At 36.3% G+C, this 19,559-nt stretch carries 14 protein-coding genes and 1 tRNA gene; 12 read left to right on the top strand and 3 right to left on the bottom strand.

Annotation, left to right across the window (positions count from 1 at the left end):
- Nucleotides 1-28 precede the first annotated feature (28 nt).
- The 11 genes from uvrB to BW732_RS03230 all read left to right on the top strand — a co-directional run bounded on the left by uvrB (nt 29) and on the right by BW732_RS03230 (nt 16,459).
- The gene (gene uvrB / locus BW732_RS03275; protein ID WP_077275447.1) at nt 29-2,023 is read left to right on the top strand and encodes an excinuclease ABC subunit UvrB; all 1,995 of its coding nucleotides are present in this window, start codon (nt 29-31) and stop codon (nt 2,021-2,023) included.
- Between the two features lie 8 nt (nt 2,024-2,031).
- Nucleotides 2,032-4,851 (top strand): excinuclease ABC subunit UvrA, encoded by a 2,820-nt coding sequence (gene uvrA / locus BW732_RS03270; RefSeq protein WP_077275446.1) that lies wholly within the window; start codon nt 2,032-2,034, stop codon nt 4,849-4,851.
- A 343-nt stretch (nt 4,852-5,194) separates the two neighbouring features.
- Nucleotides 5,195-6,787: an aspartate 4-decarboxylase gene (gene aspD / locus BW732_RS03265; RefSeq protein WP_077276857.1), complete on the top strand. Its 1,593-nt coding sequence runs from the start codon at nt 5,195-5,197 to the stop codon at nt 6,785-6,787.
- Nucleotides 6,788-6,938: 151 nt separating this feature from the next.
- Entirely contained in the window at nt 6,939-7,835 is an 897-nt protein-coding gene (gene rapZ / locus BW732_RS03260; RefSeq protein ID WP_077275445.1) for an RNase adapter RapZ, read from the top strand.
- On the top strand, nt 7,832-8,824 hold the full coding sequence (locus tag BW732_RS03255) for a gluconeogenesis factor YvcK family protein (protein ID WP_077275444.1): 993 nt from the start codon (nt 7,832-7,834) through the stop codon (nt 8,822-8,824). Before rapZ ends, BW732_RS03255 begins: the two co-directional genes overlap by 4 nt.
- Nucleotides 8,825-8,844: 20 nt before the next feature.
- Nucleotides 8,845-9,771: a DNA-binding protein WhiA gene (gene whiA, locus BW732_RS03250; protein ID WP_077275443.1), complete on the top strand. Its 927-nt coding sequence runs from the start codon at nt 8,845-8,847 to the stop codon at nt 9,769-9,771.
- 98 nt (nt 9,772-9,869) lie between these two features.
- Complete coding sequence (locus BW732_RS03245; RefSeq protein ID WP_077275442.1) at nt 9,870-11,675, top strand: sigma-54-dependent Fis family transcriptional regulator; 1,806 nt, start codon at nt 9,870-9,872, stop codon at nt 11,673-11,675.
- A 179-nt stretch (nt 11,676-11,854) separates the two neighbouring features.
- Nucleotides 11,855-13,189 carry a dihydrolipoyl dehydrogenase gene (gene lpdA / locus BW732_RS11320; RefSeq protein ID WP_126844204.1) on the top strand — a complete coding sequence of 445 codons (1,335 nt, stop codon included), beginning with the start codon at nt 11,855-11,857 and terminating at the stop codon, nt 13,187-13,189.
- A gap of 15 nt (nt 13,190-13,204) precedes the next feature.
- Nucleotides 13,205-14,173, top strand: a complete 969-nt coding sequence (locus BW732_RS11315; protein ID WP_126844202.1) for a thiamine pyrophosphate-dependent dehydrogenase E1 component subunit alpha — start codon at nt 13,205-13,207, stop codon at nt 14,171-14,173.
- A gap of 30 nt (nt 14,174-14,203) precedes the next feature.
- A complete protein-coding gene (locus BW732_RS03235; RefSeq protein WP_077275441.1) occupies nt 14,204-15,232 on the top strand; it encodes an alpha-ketoacid dehydrogenase subunit beta in 1,029 nt (342 codons plus the stop codon).
- 9 nt (nt 15,233-15,241) lie between these two features.
- Nucleotides 15,242-16,459 carry a dihydrolipoamide acetyltransferase family protein gene (locus BW732_RS03230; protein ID WP_077275440.1) on the top strand — a complete coding sequence of 406 codons (1,218 nt, stop codon included), beginning with the start codon at nt 15,242-15,244 and terminating at the stop codon, nt 16,457-16,459.
- Between the two features lie 103 nt (nt 16,460-16,562).
- On the opposite strand, the gene BW732_RS03225 is transcribed toward BW732_RS03230, so the two are convergent.
- From BW732_RS03225 to BW732_RS03215, 3 genes are all read right to left on the bottom strand, one after another.
- The gene (locus BW732_RS03225) at nt 16,563-17,087 is read right to left on the bottom strand and encodes a thioredoxin domain-containing protein (RefSeq protein ID WP_077275439.1); all 525 of its coding nucleotides are present in this window, start codon (nt 17,085-17,087) and stop codon (nt 16,563-16,565) included.
- A 22-nt stretch (nt 17,088-17,109) separates the two neighbouring features.
- Nucleotides 17,110-17,706, bottom strand: coding sequence for an ATP-dependent Clp endopeptidase proteolytic subunit ClpP (gene clpP, locus BW732_RS03220; RefSeq protein ID WP_077275438.1), 597 nt, complete (start codon nt 17,704-17,706; stop codon nt 17,110-17,112).
- 258 nt (nt 17,707-17,964) lie between these two features.
- A tRNA-Arg gene (locus tag BW732_RS03215) sits at nt 17,965-18,036 on the bottom strand.
- 64 nt (nt 18,037-18,100) lie between these two features.
- On the opposite strand from BW732_RS03215, the gene rpoN reads away from it, so the two are divergent.
- Entirely contained in the window at nt 18,101-19,432 is a 1,332-nt protein-coding gene (gene rpoN / locus BW732_RS03210) for an RNA polymerase factor sigma-54 (protein ID WP_077275437.1), read from the top strand.
- Nucleotides 19,433-19,559: the final 127 nt, after the last annotated feature.

Here is a 19,559-nt window from a genome sequence, read left to right as displayed (position 1 = left end):
GTAAAAAAACTGGAAAAGAGGTAGCTAAATGATTGAAAAAGATATGAGTCATCCCTTTGAACTAGTATCTAAGTATTCGCCAGCGGGAGACCAACCTAAAGCAATTGATACTTTAGTTACAAATATAAATAATCAAGAAAAAGAGCAGATTTTACTAGGTGTTACGGGTTCTGGTAAGACATTTACGGTCTCAAATGTGATTAAAGAGGTCACAAAACCAACTTTGGTTATTGCTCATAATAAGACACTTGCTGGTCAATTGTATAGTGAATTTAAAGAGTTTTTCCCAAATAATGCAGTAGAGTATTTTGTTAGTTATTACGATTACTATCAACCAGAGGCATATGTGCCATCGAGTGACACATATATCGAGAAAGATGCCAGTATTAATGATGAAATTGATCAACTGCGACATTCAGCGACGAGTGCCTTGCTAGAACGAAATGATGTCATTGTTGTGGCATCTGTCTCATGTATTTATGGATTAGGGGATCCTAATGAGTACCAAAACCAAGTGGTTTCTTTACGAATTGGCATGGAAATGGGACGTGATCAATTATTGAGAGCTTTAGTTGATATTCAATTTGATCGTAATGATATCGATTTTCAGCGTGGGCGTTTTCGCGTGCGTGGTGATGTTGTCGAAATTTTTCCAGCATCACGTGATGACCATGCACTACGTGTCGAATTTTTTGGTGATGAAATAGATCGAATTCGTGAAGTTGACGCATTAACGGGCGAAATTTTAGCTGATCGTGAGCATGTGGCGATTTTCCCAGCGACTCACTTTGTGACTAATGAAGACCATTTGGAAGAAGCAATTGCCAATATTCAAAAGGAACTTGAAGAACGATTAGCAGAACTTCGAGGTGAAAATAAGTTATTAGAAGCACAACGTTTAGAACAACGAACCAATTATGACATCGAAATGATGCGTGAAATGGGCTACTGTTCGGGGATTGAAAACTACTCACGTCATATGGACGGTCGCCAACCAGGCGAAGCTCCATATACTTTACTTGATTTCTTTCCAGATGATTTTTTAATGGTTGTTGATGAATCACATGTGACTATGCCACAAATTCGCGGGATGTATAATGGTGACCAGGCACGGAAAAAAATGTTAGTGGACTATGGTTTCCGTTTACCAAGTGCTCTAGATAATCGTCCGCTAAAATTGGAAGAGTTTGAAAAACATGTCAACCAAATCATGTACGTTTCAGCGACACCAGGACCCTATGAAATGGAGCGAACGGATAAAGTGGTTGAACAAATTATTCGTCCGACAGGCTTACTAGATCCAACAGTTGAAGTGCGTCCGATTATGGGACAAATTGATGATTTGGTTGGTGAAATTAATGCACGTGTTGACCGAAATGAACGAGTGTTTATTACGACATTAACCAAGAAAATGTCTGAAGATTTAACAGATTACTTGAAAGAATTAGGCATGAAAGTTAAATATCTGCACAGTGATATTAAGACACTTGAGCGAACAGAAATCATCCGTGAGCTACGCTTAGGAACATTTGATGTGTTAATAGGGATTAACTTATTACGTGAAGGAATCGATGTACCAGAAGTATCGCTAGTAGCGATTTTAGATGCTGATAAAGAAGGGTTCTTAAGGAGTGAACGCTCATTAGTCCAAACAATTGGGCGAGCTGCTCGAAATTCTAACGGAAAAGTTATCATGTATGCCGATAAAATGACCGATTCTATGGCCCGAGCAATTGATGAAACTAAACGTCGACGAATGATTCAAGAAGATTATAATACAGCACATGGTATTGAACCAAAAACGATTATTAAAGAAGTCCGTGACTTGATTCGTGCTGTGAAGGTAGCTGAGGAAGACGAAACCTATGATTTAACACAAACATATCGTGAGATGTCACGTGAAGAAAAAGAAGCAACCTTGTTCTCTATGGAGCAAGAAATGAAACAAGCTGCAAAAGAATTAGATTTTGAGAAAGCCGCCACTTTACGTGATGCGATTCTTGAATTGAAATCTGGAAAGTAGGTAGTTAAATGGCGAATGATAAGATTATTATAAAAGGTGCACGTGAAAATAACCTGAAAGATATTGATGTGACAATTCCTAGAGATAAATTAGTCGTTGTGACTGGTCTTTCTGGTTCAGGTAAAAGTTCTTTGGCTTTCGACACATTATATGCAGAAGGGCAAAGACGTTACGTTGAGAGTCTCTCAGCGTACGCTCGCCAATTTCTTGGTCAAATGGATAAGCCTGACGTTGATAGTATCGAAGGCTTAAGTCCAGCAATTTCCATCGACCAAAAAACAACGAGTAAAAATCCGCGATCAACAGTGGGAACTGTAACCGAGATTAATGATTATTTAAGGTTACTTTATGCACGAGTTGGTCATCCGATTTGTCCTAATGATGGCACGCCAATTGAAAGTCAGTCGCCTGAACAAATGGTAAACCAAGTATTAGAGTTACCAGAACGGACCAAAATTCAAATTTTAGCCCCCATTGTTACGGGGAAAAAAGGCCAACATAAAAAGGTCTTTGAGAAAATTCAAAAAGAAGGTTTTGTTCGCGTACGTGTAGATGGTGAACTATATGATTTATCCGAAGTTCCCGAACTGGAAAAAAATAAAAAGCATGACATAGCGATTATCATTGACCGGATTGTAATTAAAGAAGGTATTCGTTCGCGTTTATTTGACTCTTTTGAGGTGGCTTTACATTTAGCAGAAGGTTACGCAATTGTTGATGTCATTGGACAAGAGGAAATTTTATTTAGTGAGCATTATGCGTGTCCATACTGTGGGTTTACAGTTGGTGAAATTGAACCACGTCTATTTTCATTTAATACGCCATTTGGAGCGTGTCCAGACTGTGACGGACTAAGTGTCAAATTAGAAGTTGACGTTGACTTAGTTGTACCTGATGGAATGAAAACTTTGCGTGAAGGGGCTCTTGTCCCGTGGAATCCCATCAGCTCGAATTATTACCCACAAATGTTAGAACAGGCCTGTGAGACATTTAAAATTGATTTTGATACACCATTTAACGAGTTATCCAAAGAACATCAACAACTTGTTTTATATGGTTCAGAGGGTGAGCTATTTCATTTTCATTATAAAAATGAGTTCGGTGGTGTTCGTGATGTAGATATTCCTTTTGAAGGTGTTGTCACCAATATTAAGCGACGTTACCACGAGACGAATAGTGACTATACACGTGACCAAATGCGACTTTATATGACAGAGCTAACTTGTGAGACCTGTCATGGCTATCGGTTAAATAAGCAAGCTTTATCTGTAAAAGTTGATAATCATCATATCGGTGAAATTAGTAACTTATCTATTCGTGAATCCGTTGACTATTTCTCATATTTGACACTAAGTGAACAAGAGATGACTATTGCGAAACCAATTCTTAAAGAAATCGGTGACCGGCTAAGTTTCTTAAATAATGTGGGATTGAGTTATCTAACTCTCAGTCGTTCTTCTGGAACGTTATCAGGTGGGGAGGCACAACGAATTCGACTAGCAACACAAATTGGGTCGAATTTATCAGGTGTTTTGTATATATTAGATGAGCCATCTATTGGCTTACATCAACGTGATAATAATCGATTAATTGATTCGTTAAAGAAGATGCGCGATTTAGGTAACACGTTAATCGTAGTTGAACATGACGAAGATACAATGCGTGCTGCGGATTATCTTATCGATATTGGGCCAGGTGCTGGGGAACACGGTGGAGAAGTCATGGCTTATGGGACACCTCAAGAAGTTGAAAATAATCCAAAGTCATTAACTGGTCAATATTTATCTGGTAAAAAAGTGATTCCAATTCCCAATGAACGGCGCCAAGGAAATGGTCAAAAAATCACTATTAAAGGAGCCACTGAGAACAACTTAAAAAATATTTCAGTTGATTTTCCATTAGGAGAATTTATTGCTGTTACTGGTGTATCAGGTTCTGGTAAAAGTACACTAGTCAATTCGATTCTTAAGCGGGCTCTTGCTCAAAAAATCAATCATAATTCTCAAAAACCTGGTAAATACAAATCAATTACTGGTTATGAATCAATTGAGAAAATTATTGATATTGACCAAAGTCCGATTGGTCGAACACCTCGCAGTAATCCTGCAACCTATACGAGCGTCTTTGACGATATGCGTGATTTATTTGCGCAAACAAATGAGGCCAAAGTCCGTGGGTATAAAAAAGGTCGCTTTAGTTTTAACGTTAAAGGTGGTCGCTGTGAAGCGTGTCGTGGTGATGGAATTATTAAAATAGAGATGCATTTTTTACCGGACGTTTATGTACCGTGTGAAGTTTGTCATGGCAAGCGATATAATTCTGAAACGTTAGAAGTAAAATATAAGGGTAAGAATATTGCTGATATCTTAGAAATGCGTGTCGAAGAAGCTGTTCCATTCTTCCAAGCTATCCCTAAGATTCACCGTAAATTACAGACAATTGTTGATGTTGGTCTTGGCTATGTCAAACTTGGTCAGTCCGCAACGACATTATCAGGTGGTGAAGCACAACGAATGAAATTAGCGAGTGAGTTACATAAGCGCTCAACGGGTAAAAATTTCTACATTCTTGATGAGCCGACAACGGGCTTACATGCTGATGATATTAGTCGTTTATTGGTTGTTTTAAACCGTTTAGTTGATGCAGGTAATACCGTATTGGTGATTGAGCACAATTTGGATGTCATTAAAACAGCAGACCACATTATTGATTTAGGCCCAGAAGGTGGCGATGGCGGGGGTACGATTGTCACGATTGGTACACCAGAAGATGTCTGTCAAGTTGAAGAAAGTTTTACTGGTCAATATTTGAAAGAGGTTATGAAATAATTTAATGTTAACTTCTTTTAATTGAGCAGATGTGTTTAAATTTTAACTACTTATGAGTAGTGTAAGATAATAAAAATGATAGATATAGCGATTAACTGTATCTATCATTTTTTGTATTTACTTCGACTAGTATTAAAATAGGTATAGTTTGTTTTACTATTGATAAAAATGACTCAAGTCTCAAATTCATTAATTTTTTTTAAAAGGAACACTTTTGTGGTGTTTTCTTGTGAAAATAAGTTATACTATTTATTAAGTAAACACATATTTAATTAATTTTTTTCATCAATTGGTATAGATTAAAATAGGAAAAGGTGGTCTTAACGTGTTATCTGATAAGTCAATGGAAGAATTGAGTCCATTCGAATTAAATTTATTCTTGGAGAAGAAACTTCAAACAACCAGTCACAATAATTTAAAATTACTAAATGCCGGTCGTGGTAATCCTAATTGGACGGCATCAACTCCAAGAGAGGCTTTCTTTTTACTAGGGCAATTTGCGACACAAGAAACAATGGCTTCACAAACAGGATTAATGGCAAGAATGATTGAACCTAGTCCTGGACGCTTTGAGCGGTTCATTGATTTTTTAACGAAACAGCCAGGCAAAGGAGCTAAATTTTTAAAGACAATTTTATTAGATAACCCTGACTATTTAGGGCTTGATAGTCACGATTGGCTTGATAAGATACTAGACTATATTATTGGGGATAATTATCCATCGCCAGTTCGTTGTTTGAATGGCTGTGAACAACCAATTAAAGCGTATTTAAATGAGTCACTATTCGCCAATCAAACGGAAGCATTTGATATTTTTGCCGTTGAAGGTGGAACTGCCGGTATTTGTTATTTATTTGATACGTTATTGACTAACCATTTATTAAATCAAAATGACCGTATTGCGCTACTATTACCAACATTTGCACCTTATCTGGAAATTATGGATCTACCTAGATATCAATTTGATGTGGTAGAAATTAAGGCAGAGGCGACTATTTTTGAAGGAAAGATTAGTTATCAATATTCCAAAGAGGAAATTGATAAATTAAAAGATGACTCCATCAAAGCAGTTTTTGTTGTTAATCCAAGTAACCCGACTGCGAATGCAATGTGTCAAGAAACCATTGATCAAATGAAACAAATTGTTTCTGAAGATAATCCTAATTTAATGATTTTAACGGATGATGTGTACGGGACGTTTGTAGAAAATTTTCAATCATTGTTTGCTGAATTACCTTATAATACAGCTTGTATTTATTCTTATTCTAAGTATTTTGGCTCAACGGGTTGGCGTATTGGTACAATTGCTGTGGCGAAGGAAAATGTTTTTGATAGATTACTAAAAGAGTTACCATTAACACAAAAAATGATTTTACAAAAACGTTATAGCGCCCTACATCCTAAGATTGATGAGATTTTATTTATTGATCGTTTAGTTGCCGACAGTCGTTCGGTTGTTTTAAACCATGCAGCAGGACTATCATCCGTACAGCAAGTAATGATGACACTTTTTAGTTTATATGGTTTATCTGATGAAGGTAACGATTATAAAGCTGAGGTTATGTCAATTTGTCATATTCGAGAAAAATTACTGTTGGATATGTTAGAGATAGACGAACTCTTTCCGGCTTTGAATACAGCTTATTATGTAGAAGTTGACGTTAGCGATTGGCTCGAAAAGCGTTTTGGAGCAGACTTTGCTGCTTATTTAACTAATCGTTGGACGATTACTAAAGTCCTGACGCTTTTAGCTGAAAAAGAACGTTTAATGCTGTTGAAAAGTGATGCTTTTGGTAGTAAACCATGGGCAATTCGCATTTCTCTAGCTAACTTAGATACTGATGATTACCTTGAAGTAGGTAAACGAATTTTACGGTTATCTGAGTACTTGAAAGAAGACTGGATGGCTTATAAAAAGCAGCAACAAATTAGTTAAATGATTGTTATGACGAGTTAAGCTCACTATGCTTAGCTCGTTTTTTTATATCTACTAATTAGTTAGTTGAGTCAGTAAATTTTTCACTATATCTTATGATACACCAGGTATGTTATAATAGATAAGTTCATGTAGAGAAGGAGTGACTAGTATGTCAGAAAAACAAATAGATAGTTTACAATTAGTTGTCATCACTGGGATGAGTGGTGCTGGTAAAACCGTCGCCATTCAAAGTTTTGAAGATATGGGATTTTTCTGTATTGATAATTTACCTCCAAGTTTAATACCAAAATTTTGGGAATTAATTAAAGAATCTGGAAAAATTACGAAAATTGCTTTGGTGATTGACTTACGCTCACGTGCTTTTTTTGAAGAAATTCAAAGCATGTTAATCGAAATTGAAAATACTAAATTAGTTGATACAACTGTGATGTTTTTAGATGCTTCAGATAAAGAGTTAGTTTCACGTTATAAAGAAACACGACGTGCTCATCCATTAGCAATGGATGGTTTAGTGACTGAGGGTATCGCTCGGGAACGTGAACTTTTAAAAGAGTTAAAAGCTGAAGCTCAGTTAGTGATTGATACGACTAATTTAGCACCACGTCAACTGCGCGAACAAATTATTGCTAATTTTACGTCAACAAATGAATCAACGTTTCATGTGCAAGTAGTATCTTTTGGCTTTAAGTATGGTTTACCAATTGATGCTGATATAGTAATGGACGTTCGTTTTTTACCGAACCCACATTATGTGGCTGAATTACGCCCGTTAAATGGGATGGACCAACCAGTATATGATTACGTCATGGATTCAGAGATGACAGAAGATTTTTATCAAAAATATGAGGCTTTAATTTTAAGTATTTTACCTGGATACGTTAAAGAAGGTAAGATGAATTTAACCATTGCGATTGGTTGTACAGGTGGTCAGCACCGTTCAGTTGCACTAACGGAGCGGTTAGGAAAAAGGATTTCAGCCGACTATGCTACAAATATTACGCACCGAGATGTTGGTAAAAGGAAGGAGACCGTAAATCGCTCATGAAAACGTACCGAATTAGAAAACCGAAGATTGTCGTGATTGGTGGTGGTACAGGACTTCCAGTTATTTTGAAGGCTTTGCGCAATCAAAGTGCTGATATTACGGCGATAGTAACTGTTGCAGATGATGGTGGAAGTAGTGGGTTATTACGTGAGAGTATGAAAATGAGTCCGCCAGGAGATTTACGGAATGTTTTAGTTTCCCTATCTGATATGCCACAGTTAGTGGAAGATATTTTTCAGTATCGATTCCGTGATGAAGATGATTTTTTAGCTAATCACACAATTGGTAACTTAATTATTGCGGCATTATCAGAAATGCGTAATAGCACATACGAAGCTATTCAATTACTAACTAAGTTTATGCATGTGGATGGCCATATCTATCCTGCTTCTGAACAATCAATGACACTTCATGCAAAATTTGAAGATGGTACAATTTTATCTGGTGAATCCGCAATTGCAAAGGCCCGGAAAAATATTGATTACGTCTATGTTAGTAATACTGATGGGGATGGGCCAGTTGAACCGTCACGTAAAGTAGTATCAGCGATTGAAGAAGCTGATATGGTTGTTTTAGGTCCTGGTAGTTTGTATACGAGTATTTTACCAAACTTAATGATTGAGAAAATCGGTGATGCACTTGTCCGGAGTCATGCAGAAGTTGTCTACATTTGCAATATTATGACTCAGAAAGGCGAAACTGAGCAATTTTCGGATGCCGATCATATTCGTGTTTTACACCGTCATTTGAAGACACCGTTTATTGATACGGTATTAGTAAATACTGAACCGATTCCGGATGGCTATATGGATTTTGAAATCTATGATGAATACTTAGTTCAAGTCCGTCATGATTTTCAAGGGCTTCGTGATGAAGGCTGTCGAGTAATCTCAGCCGATTTTTTAGAATTACGTGATGGCGGAGTTTTTCACGACGGTAACAAAGTTGTTGAAGAATTATTTAGGTTGGTATTTGGTACCAAATATTAAGAGTAAGGGAGTGAGTCAGGATGTCTTTTGCATCGGATGTGAAAAAAGAACTGACCACATTGGAAGTTCACAAAGAGCATGCTAAAGCTGAATTAGCAGCATTAATTCGAATGAATGGTGCTGTTTCATTGGTAAATCGACAGTTTGTACTTAATATTCAAACAGAAAACGCAGCGATTGCTAGACGTATTTTTAGTTTGCTAAAAGATCATTATCAAGTCACGAGTGAATTGTTGGTTCGTCGTAAAATGAAACTTAAAAAAAATAATGTTTACATTGTGCGTTTAAAACAAGAGACACAACCCATTTTGACCGATTTAGAGATTATGGATAATCTGATGTTCAATACACGAGTTAGCTCAGAGATTATGGGTAATGAGCAAAAGATGCGTTCGTATCTACGTGGTGCCTTTTTAGCAGGTGGCTCAGTTAATAATCCAGAAACTAGTCGCTACCATTTAGAAATTTATTCCATGTATGAAGATCAATGTGTCGATTTATGTGAAATGTTACAATTTTATGGACTGAATGGGCGGATTTCAGAACGACGTAATGGATTTATTACTTATTTAAAAGGTGCTGAGGAAATTGCGGATTTTTTAGTTTTAATTGGAGCAACAAATGCGATGTTAAAGTTCGAAGATGTCCGAATTGTTAGAGATTTACGTAATTCAGTAAATCGTTTAATGAATTGTGAGAATGCTAATATGAATAAGACAGCAGATGCAGCTAAACGACAGATTCAAAATATTGAATTAATTGCTAAAAAAGTTGGATTAGAAGCTCTACCTGAAAAATTACGTGAAGTGGCTGAATTACGCGTTGAACATCCTGAAATTAGTCTAAAAGAATTAGGTGAAATGTTGCCCTCTGGTGCCATTTCAAAATCAGGAATTAATCATCGAATGCGTAAGATTAATGAATTTGCAGACAAGTTAACAGTTTAATTTAAAGGATTCATCTGATTAAAAGATGAATTCTTTTTTTATTACAATTAAAAAACTGTTATAATGTAATCAAATGAACGCTTTAGGGGAGGTAATGAATGATGACGTTAACAAAAGATATTTGGTTCAACTTTGTACAAACTAATAGTCCTAAAAAGTTAGATATTCCAAGTCATATTTTGGAATCTTGGCAATATTGTCACGAAAATCAAGTCAACCCATATTCGGAAAAAGGTTTCGAAAAAATTTCGATTCCCAAACTAAATAATTTAAGACACGAGTTATCTTATGTCATTGACTTGGTCAAATTTGAGATTAAGCAATTTTCTGAGTTTTTTCATCACCATCAACCACTGTTTATACTAACAGATAAACTTGGAATCGTTATTTGGCGTACAGGTAATCATGAAACGACAGATTTAGCTAATCAAATTCGTTTTTTAGATGGTAGCATTTGGACGGAAAAGGCAGTTGGTACCAATGCAATTGGCATCACTTTACGAACGAAAGAAAGTGCAGTTGTACGCAAATATGAACACTATGCGCAAGCATCACATCCTTTTGTTTGTCAATCAGTTCCGATTAATGATGCAGAAGGTGAATTAATCGGATGCTTAAATATCTCTACTCCCCAAGAACAAATTGATAGTCAAATGACAGTCATGGCATTACAAATGATTGCAAAGAGTGTCCATGAGAAATTGAAGCAACAGCAACGTCGTCAATTAGTGGATGACTTACTAGACTTACTACCGACAACTTATCAACAAGGTATTATCTGTAATAAGGATCAAAAAATTGTGTCGTTGTCATCTGATTGGTCTCTAAGATTAGATGATTGGTACTTAAAATCAATTGCCCACTTTAAGGCTCAATGTTTAGATGAATTAATTCGGACACCATTGACACGTGAGCAAAAAATTGTTGGTTACTTTTATCAAATTAAACCTAAAACTCGTGTGCAAGAAATTGACTATGTTTCTTTTGGAATACCCTCAAAAAATGCTGCTTATCAAGACTTTTTAAATCAGTTACTACGGACTGCAACCTCACAGTTACCTATTCATATTTTTGGTGAGACTGGTAGTGGTAAAGAAGTGTCAGCAAAGACAATTCATTACAATAGTCCAGTTAAAAAGCAATCGTTAGTAGCAGTTAACTGTGGTGCTTTGAGTGAAAATTTGTTAGAAAGTGAGTTGTTCGGTTATGCACCAGGGGCTTTTACTGGTGCTAATCAAGAGGGATATATTGGGAAAATTCGCCAAGCAGACCAAGGAACACTATTTCTAGATGAGGTAGATAGTATGTCACCACGAATGCAAGTTTCCCTTTTACGTGTGCTTGAGGATAAACAAGTAACACCTTTGGGAGGAACCGAGTCGTATACAGTTAATTTTCGTTTAATTACAGCAAGTAATAAAGATTTAAAAAAATTAGTTACTGAGGGGTCATTTAGAGAAGATTTATTTTATCGCTTGTACGTATTTCCGCTATCTTTGCCACCATTACGTCAACGCTTGGAAGATATGGATGGATTAATTGATTATTTCTGTAAAGAACATAATTGGTTTCCAAATTGGCTAGGCATTGTCCGACAAGAAGTTAAAAAGAATCATTGGCCTGGAAATATTCGCGAGTTTTTAAATTTTTTAGAACGCCTTTATCTCTTTTATCCAGACAATGCGCCAACAGTGACCGATATCCAAAAACTTATTCAATCTGGTTCAGTTAATTATTGTCACAAAGTAGAAGTAAAAAAAGAGCTATTAACTGAAAAAGAACAGATAGAACAAGCGTTGCTAAAGACTAATTTTCATATGACAGAAACAGCTAAGACATTAGGAATGGCAAGAAGCACCCTATATCGAAAGTTAGATAAATATCAAATAGTGATTAAAAAATAAGCAATTATTTAATTGCTTATTTTTTTGTGAAAAAGTGGGACAATATGTTGCAACACAATGGGACGTTTTTGTCTCAATTTTTTTTACTTCAAAATGAAACCCTTTACATATAAAGAATTTGAAACTTGGCACAGTAATTGCAATTAGTTAAGTGAATGACAATAAAGGAAGGTGATAGCATGACAAAGTACGATCTGATAGTGATTGGTGCTGGACCAGGTGGTTACGTTGCTGCGATTGAAGCAGCTAAGCTTGGTAAAAAAGTAGCAGTTATTGAAAAACATAAAATCGGAGGAACGTGCTTAAATGTTGGATGCATTCCATCAAAGGCTTATTTAAAACATGCCGCTTGGATGGAGCAATTTGATGAAGCAAAAGCGTTTGGAATTGAAAATGATGTCACAGCGATTGATTACCAAAAACTAGTGACACGTAAAGATGGCGTTGTTAATCAATTGCAACAAGGCATTCATTATTTATTTAAGCAACACCGGATTGATTATATAAAAGGGGAGGCGATTGTTCAGAGCAAGCACTTGGTGCAAGTGAATGACATTACTTACGAAACGGACTATCTTTTATTAGCTACTGGTAGTCATCCGTTTGTTCCACCCATCAAAGGATTAGATACAGTTGATTATCATACAACTGATACATTTTTTGATATGACAGAGTTACCTGAATCGCTTGTTATTATTGGTGGTGGAGTGATTGGTATTGAATTAGCCTTTGCGATGGCACCACTTGGAACTAAGGTGAGTGTCGTAGAAGTTGCACCAGATATTTTATTAACTGAAGACCCAGAAGCACGTCAAATAATTAAGCAAAAGTTAATGAAAATGGGTGTTGAGGTTATAGTAAAAGCGCATATTCAAGAAGTCTCTCCGAATAAAATGACACTCGATAATCAAGTCATTCCATTTGAGTCTTTATTAGTTGTGACTGGTCGTCAAGCTAATCTAGCATTAGCCGAACAACTCGGTTTAGAAAAAACAACAAATGCTAAATTTATTCAGATTAATCGCTTTTACCAGACATCGATTAAAACTATTTATGCTGTGGGTGATTTAGTCGATAGCTACATGTTAGCACATGCAGCAAGTAAAGAAGGAATCAAAGCTGTCCGACATATGTTCGGTCAGAAAGAAGCACCACTTAGTAAAGAAATGATACCTAAGTGTGTGTATACACATCCTGAAATTGCTAGCTTTGGCTTAACAGCAGAAGAAGCACGTGAACACGGCTATGATGTACAAGTCGCAAAAACACCGTATTCAGCGAATGGTCGTGCAATTGCTGGGAATGAAACAACCGGGTTTATTAAAATCATTTCCGAGAAACAGTACCATGAAATTTTAGGTGCAGTGATTGTTGGAGCTAATGCTACTGAATTAATTCATACATTGCTTGCAATTAAACAATCAGAAGGACGCTTAGAAGAAATTGAACACATGACATTTGCACATCCGACCTTATCAGAAATGATGGGCGAATTAGCAAGTGACATGATATAACAAGGAGGATTTACCATGGAAAAAATGACAAAGCAAAAAGCAGAGTGGATTTATAAAACAATGAACGATATTCGAAATTTTGAAGATGAAGTGCATCGCATCTTCACGCGTGGTGAAATTCCTGGATTTGTCCATCTTTATGCAGGGGAAGAAGCTGTGGCAACAGGTGTATGTGCTCATTTGACAGACAAAGATTACATTACATCGACTCACCGTGGACATGGGCATTGTATCGCTAAGGGATGTGATTTAGACGGCATGATGGCAGAAATCTTTGGTAAAGCAACGGGACTTTGTAAAGGTAAAGGCGGGTCTATGCATATTGCTGATATTGACAAAGGAATGTTAGGTGCAAACGGTATGGTTGGTGGAGGTTTCCCAATTGCGACAGGTGCAGCATTGCGTAACAAATATTTAAAAACAGATGATGTCGCAATTTGTTTCTTTGGTGACGGTGCTTCGAATGAAGGAACGTTCCATGAGTCTATCAATATGGCGGCGATTTGGAAATTACCAGTTGTGTTTGTTTGCGAAAACAACTATTTTGCTGAAGCAACACCACAGTGGTACTCGTCAGGATCAAAAACGATTGCCGAGCGTAGTGCTGCTTACGGAATACCAGGTAAACGCGTAGATGGTAAAGATTTAATGGCTGTTTATGAAGCAGCAGGTGAAGCAATTGACCGTGCACGAAATGGTGAAGGTCCAACAATTTTAGAGTGTGTAACTTATCGTAATTATGGACACTTTGAAGGAGACGAACAAAAATATAAAGGCGATCAAGATGGATTTGAAAAAGCATTACGCGAATTCGAAAATATTTCTGCCTTTCGTGAGGTAGCTATTAAAAATAAATGGTTAACGGCAGCACAAGCAGATGCTATTGAAGAACAGTCCGTTAAAGATACTGAGCATGCAGTGAAATTTGCTCAAGATAGTCCATTACCAAATCCAGAAGCATTATACGAAGATGTATCAATTTAAGCATAATTATTAAGACGAGGAGTGACGATAATGAGTAGAAGAATAACATTTATGCAAGCAATTAATGAGGGTCTAGATTTAGCAATGGAGAAAGACGACCGCGTCATTTTATTAGGTGAAGATATTGCTGGAGGTGCTTTAGTTGACCATCTTGATGGTAATGGTGCCTGGGGTGGTGTGTTCGGTGTTACTAAAGGTTTAGTTGAAAAATATGGTATGGAACGTGTCATTGATACACCAATATCAGAGATGGGTTACATGGGTGCTTCTGTTGGTGCAGCGGCGACTGGACTACGACCAGTTCCTGAATTAATGTTTAATGATTTTTTAGGATTTTGTTTTGATACTTTATTAGCACAAGGGTCAAAAATGCGGTATATGTTTGGTGGTAAAGCTAAAATTCCGATGACTGTTCGTACATGTCATGGTGCAGGAGCATCAGCAGCAGCACAGCATTCAGGTTCTTATTATGGCATGTTTGGCTCAATTCCAGGGCTAAAAGTAGTTGTGCCATCAAATCCGTATGACGCAAAGGGTCTTTTATTATCAGCGATTGAAGATGATAATATTGTTATATTTTCAGAAGATAAAACACTTTATGGATTAAAAGATACAGTTCCAGAAGAGTACTATACGGTTGAAATTGGAAAAGCTAAAGTGAAGCGTGAAGGAACAGATTTAACGATTGTTACGATTGGTAAAATGTTATATGTTGCACTAGATGTTGCGACAGAACTAGAAAAATCAGGTGTTTCGGTTGAAGTTATAGATTTAATTACAGTAGCACCATGGGATCAAGAAACAGTTTTAGAATCAGTGAAGAAAACAGGTCGTTTGATCGTGATTGATGAAGCGAATCCACATAATAATACAGCAACGGATATTGCATCAGTAGTAGGTGACAAAGCGTTTGATTACTTAGATGGACCAATCAAGACTATTTGTGCACCGAATACACCAGTGCCATTTGCAAGTAACTTAGAAGCACTTTATTTACCAGATAAGGAAAAAGTTTTAAAACAAGCAGAAGAATTAATTAGTGATTTAAAAAAAGGGTAGGTGAAAATAATGGCAGAAATGTTAATGATGCCAACTTTAGGCTTAACCATGACGGAAGGAACCGTTGATCAATGGTATAAAAAAGTTGGAGATAAAGTCAGTAAAGGTGAACCAGTTGTTGCAATTAGTTCAGAAAAATTAACACACGACGTAGAAGCGCCATGTGATGGAATTTTGTTAGCGATTAGTGTTGAAGACGGCGGCGAAGCGCCATGTAAAGCAGCAATTGGTTATGTTGGAGCAGAAGGTGAAGAAGTACCTAAAAGTGACGGCGTAACAGAAACGACATCAGAAAAAGTGAAGACTGAAAGTCAAGTAGAGCCATCAGCTACGAATACAGAAGTACAAATTCAGAGTGTGGAACGCCAAGAAGGTGCGCGGATTTTTGCTACGCCACTTGCACGGAAATTAGCAGCTGAAAAAGGTTATGAATTACAAGATGTTGTTGGAACTGGAGGGAATGGTCGCATTACACGTTTAGATGTTAACCGTCATGTACCGAGTCCTGCAGTAGTTAATAGTGGTATAGTGGGTACAATTGGTGAAGGATTAAATGGTATGAGAAAAGTCATTGCGCAAAGAATGCACCATAGCTTACACCATACAGCACAATTAACCTTACAACGCAAAGCTGACATCACCGAGTTAATGACGTTCAGAAAAGAATTAAAAGTAAAAGCTGGAGATAGTCTAAACCGTCAGGCGTTAAGTATTAATACATTATTAATTAAAGCTGTCAGTTTGGCGCTACAAGATTATCCTGAAATGAACGCGTGGTATGATGGTCAGCAGCATACTTTAGTTGAAGGTGTTAGTGTTGGAGTAGCAGTTGCCGTAGATGATGGATTAGTGGTACCTGTGATTCAAAATGTTCATCAAAAATCATTGACACAAATTGGGTCAGATTTTAGCGAGGTAACATCACAAGCAATTGATGGTACATTAGCTGGAGATAAGTACACAGGTTCTACATTTACAATTACTAATTTAGGTAGTTTAGGCATTGAATACTTTACGCCTATCTTAAATACGCCAGAAGTAGGTATTTTAGGCATAGGCGCAACTAGTCGACGTCTTGATATAGATGAAGAACAGCAGTTAGTTATTCACCAAGAATTACCATTAAGTTTGACATTTGATCACCAAGTGATTGATGGTTCTCCTGCTGCTGAATTTTTACAGCGAGTGGTCTATTATTTAGAAAATCCATATGCTCTAATCGTATAAAAAAACACATCATGACTAATATCCCAGTCATGATGTGTTTTTAGTTGATTATAAAAAACAGCGACTAAATTTGATTAGTCGCTGTTTAATTAGATATATTTTCTTAGTTACTACCTTCTAATAAGGCAGTTAATTCAGCCTCACTAATTTTTTGATCAAATACTTGATCACCAACAATCATTGTTGGAATAAAGAATACACCATTTTCTTTTGCTTCAAGTGCAATTTTCTTAGACAATTCTTCAGTTGCGGGATTATGAGTAAAGCCAAGTTTATCAACAGCATAATTTGCTACTTCGTCTAATGAATCTAAACTACCCCATTCGCTTTGGGTTGCATAAATTTTAGTGATAGCAGCTTTGGCTGTGTTGTCATTTGGTACATGATGATGCATTACGTTACCAGATTGTAGTGATTCCTTGTCTTTATCAAATAATTTAATCACTTGTTTGACTTTACCGTTTGCCACATATTGATCAATTAATTGACTACGTTCATCCCACCATTGTTTACAGAACGGGCAACGTAAGTTAATGTATTCAACGATTGTAATCGGAGCATTTTCATCTCCAAATACTAATCCTAGTGAATTATCAATTTTTTTAGTGTCTACTTCAGTCATACTCATATATCCACACTCCTTAAATGATTTATTTACTTAAGCTTGAACTATTTTCCATGATACCGTCAATTAAACCGTACTCTTTTGCATCTTCTGCTGTCATGAAGTTATCACGGTCAGTATCTTTTTCAATAATTTCAATTGGTTGGCCAGTATTTTTAGCAAGAATGTTGTTTAAACGTTCTCTTGTTTTTAAAATATGGCGTGCCGCAATTTCAATTTCAGTTGCTTGACCTTGAGCGCCACCAAGTGGTTGGTGAATCATCACTTCAGCATTTGGCAAAGCAAAACGTTTCCCTTTAGCACCAGAAGATAATAAGAAGCTACCCATTGATGCAGCCATTCCAAGAACGATTGTTTGGACATCCGATTTGATAAAATTCATCGTATCATAAATTGCTAAACCAGCCGAGACACTACCACCTGGTGAATTAATGTATAAATAGATGTCTTTTTCTGGATCTTGTGCTTCTAAAAATAAAAGTTGTGCAATCACAGAGTTTGCCACATTATCATCAATAGGTCCGCTAAGCATGATAATTCGGTCTTTCAATAATCTTGAATAGATATCATAAGCACGTTCGCCTCTAGACGATTGCTCGATAACTGTTGGGATAAGGTTCATTTAACATTCCTCCTAATATGGTTTACTACCAATACACTATATTCTAACATAAAAAAGTTTAAGTACCTACCATCAAGTTTACTTAATTGGTCAATAAAGGTCAATAGTTTTGTTTGTTAAATAAAATGTTTCTACAAAGCTACAAAATGAAAAAAACTCTTTGACTTAGTTAGTCGAAAGAGTTTTTTGATTTAAATTAATAAATTTAATGGATAACTTTTTTAGTTACTATAGATATGTTACAATCATCAATGAAAACGCGTCCTAAGGGAATCGAACCCCTGTCTCAAGAACCGGAATCTTGTGTGATATCCACTACACTAAGGACGCAATACTCTATTATTCTACCAAAATAAAAAAAAATAGCAAGAGTAAATGAAAGGAAATGATAAGTATGCGTTTTGAACAACATTTGTCGCAACAACAAAAACAAACTCAAAAATTAGCGATGACGCAACAATTACAACAATCAATCAAAATGCTTCAATTTAGCACGCCAGAATTATTATCCTTTTTAGAAAATAAATCATTAGAAAATCCTTTGCTCGAAGTAAGCACACAGATTGATGACGATGATAGTTCTGCTTATAGTCGTGTATCTAGTAGTGGGGACAGTACACAAGATTGGTTAAGCCAGTTACCTAGTACAGAAGAATCATTATTTGAATATGTCATTGAGCAAATCCATTTGAATTATCGGGATACTTATTTGCGACAATTAACATTATATCTTGTTGAATTTTTAGATGTTAATGGCTATTTAACGATTACATTAGAACAAGCAATGGAGCAAACACAAGCGAGTTATATCGAGTTACTTGATGCTCTACGTTTATTACAAGTTCTTGATCCTGCTGGTATTGGTGCAAGAAACCTTCAAGAGTGTTTGATGTTACAAACTGAACGCGATGACCAAGCGCCAGTTCTGACTTATATTATTTTAGAAGAATTTTTTGAAGAACTAGCCGATCGTAAGTGGCCGGTGATTGAAAAAGCTTTGGATACTACGTTAATTGATATACAAGAGGTTTTTGATTATGTTCAACGTTTATCTCCATTTCCAGGGGCACGCTTTGGCTCAATATCTGATGCTTATATTATCCCCGATTTAATGGTTCGACAAACAGAAAGTGGACTGAGTATTCAATCGACTAAGCAAGGCATGCCAAAGGTCACGTTTCAAGAGAATTACTTTAAACGAATGTCTGCGACGGGAGATCCAGAGGTTAAAAATTATTTAGCTGATCGAAAAAAAGAATTTGAGTGGATTCAAAGTGGTGTTGACTATCGTGGTGATACTATTTTGAGAATTGGTGAAGTAATTGTTAAAAAGCAGCATCAGTTCTTTTTAGATACAACACATCCATTAGTACCGATGTTAATGAAAGATGTTGCGACGGAGTTGGATATTCATGAATCAACTGTCAGTCGCTGTGTTAATGGTAAATATCTTCAAACTGAATTTGGCGTCTATGAATTGAAAACATTCTTTGGTGTATCGTTGCCATCGACATCGGGTGATTCTGCAATGTCGACTGAGATGATAAAGCGTAAAGTGAAAGAAGTGGTCGAACAAGAAGATAAAAGTAAGCCACTGTCTGATCAGAAAATTGTGGAATTGTTAAAAGGCCAAGATATTACTTTATCAAGGCGTACAGTAGCTAAGTACCGTGATGAATTAAATATTCCTTCTTCATCAAAACGAAAGCGTTATGAAAAAAAATAATGGAAAAATTTAGTGATTTTCCATAATATGACTTGAAATTAAAACACATTACTGATACTATATGGTCATAGGGTTGATTTAACACATCTTAACAGATTTTGTTTTTTAAGCCCTTTTCTTTTTAAAA

The sequence above is a fragment of the Vagococcus penaei genome, assembly GCF_001998885.1.
GTDB classification, from domain to species: domain Bacteria; phylum Bacillota; class Bacilli; order Lactobacillales; family Vagococcaceae; genus Vagococcus; species Vagococcus penaei.
This window is presented reverse-complemented; position numbering and strand designations above follow the sequence as displayed.

Excerpts from the sequence above, each read along its gene's own strand:
- rapZ (WP_077275445.1), top strand. The coding sequence starts at position 6,939 with ATGTCAGAAAAACAAATAGATAGTTTACAATTAGTTGTCATCACTGGG.
- BW732_RS03245 (WP_077275442.1), top strand. The coding sequence starts at position 9,870 with ATGATGACGTTAACAAAAGATATTTGGTTCAACTTTGTACAAACTAAT.
- BW732_RS03235 (WP_077275441.1), top strand. The coding sequence starts at position 14,204 with ATGAGTAGAAGAATAACATTTATGCAAGCAATTAATGAGGGTCTAGAT.
- rpoN (WP_077275437.1), top strand. The coding sequence starts at position 18,101 with ATGCGTTTTGAACAACATTTGTCGCAACAACAAAAACAAACTCAAAAA.
- BW732_RS11315 (WP_126844202.1), top strand. The coding sequence starts at position 13,205 with ATGGAAAAAATGACAAAGCAAAAAGCAGAGTGGATTTATAAAACAATG.
- BW732_RS03255 (WP_077275444.1), top strand. The coding sequence starts at position 7,832 with ATGAAAACGTACCGAATTAGAAAACCGAAGATTGTCGTGATTGGTGGT.
- uvrB (WP_077275447.1), top strand. The coding sequence starts at position 29 with ATGATTGAAAAAGATATGAGTCATCCCTTTGAACTAGTATCTAAGTAT.
- BW732_RS03230 (WP_077275440.1), top strand. The coding sequence starts at position 15,242 with ATGGCAGAAATGTTAATGATGCCAACTTTAGGCTTAACCATGACGGAA.
- whiA (WP_077275443.1), top strand. The coding sequence starts at position 8,845 with ATGTCTTTTGCATCGGATGTGAAAAAAGAACTGACCACATTGGAAGTT.
- uvrA (WP_077275446.1), top strand. The coding sequence starts at position 2,032 with ATGGCGAATGATAAGATTATTATAAAAGGTGCACGTGAAAATAACCTG.
- BW732_RS03225 (WP_077275439.1), bottom strand. The coding sequence starts at position 17,087 with ATGAGTATGACTGAAGTAGACACTAAAAAAATTGATAATTCACTAGGA.
- lpdA (WP_126844204.1), top strand. The coding sequence starts at position 11,855 with ATGACAAAGTACGATCTGATAGTGATTGGTGCTGGACCAGGTGGTTAC.
- aspD (WP_077276857.1), top strand. The coding sequence starts at position 5,195 with ATGGAAGAATTGAGTCCATTCGAATTAAATTTATTCTTGGAGAAGAAA.
- clpP (WP_077275438.1), bottom strand. The coding sequence starts at position 17,706 with ATGAACCTTATCCCAACAGTTATCGAGCAATCGTCTAGAGGCGAACGT.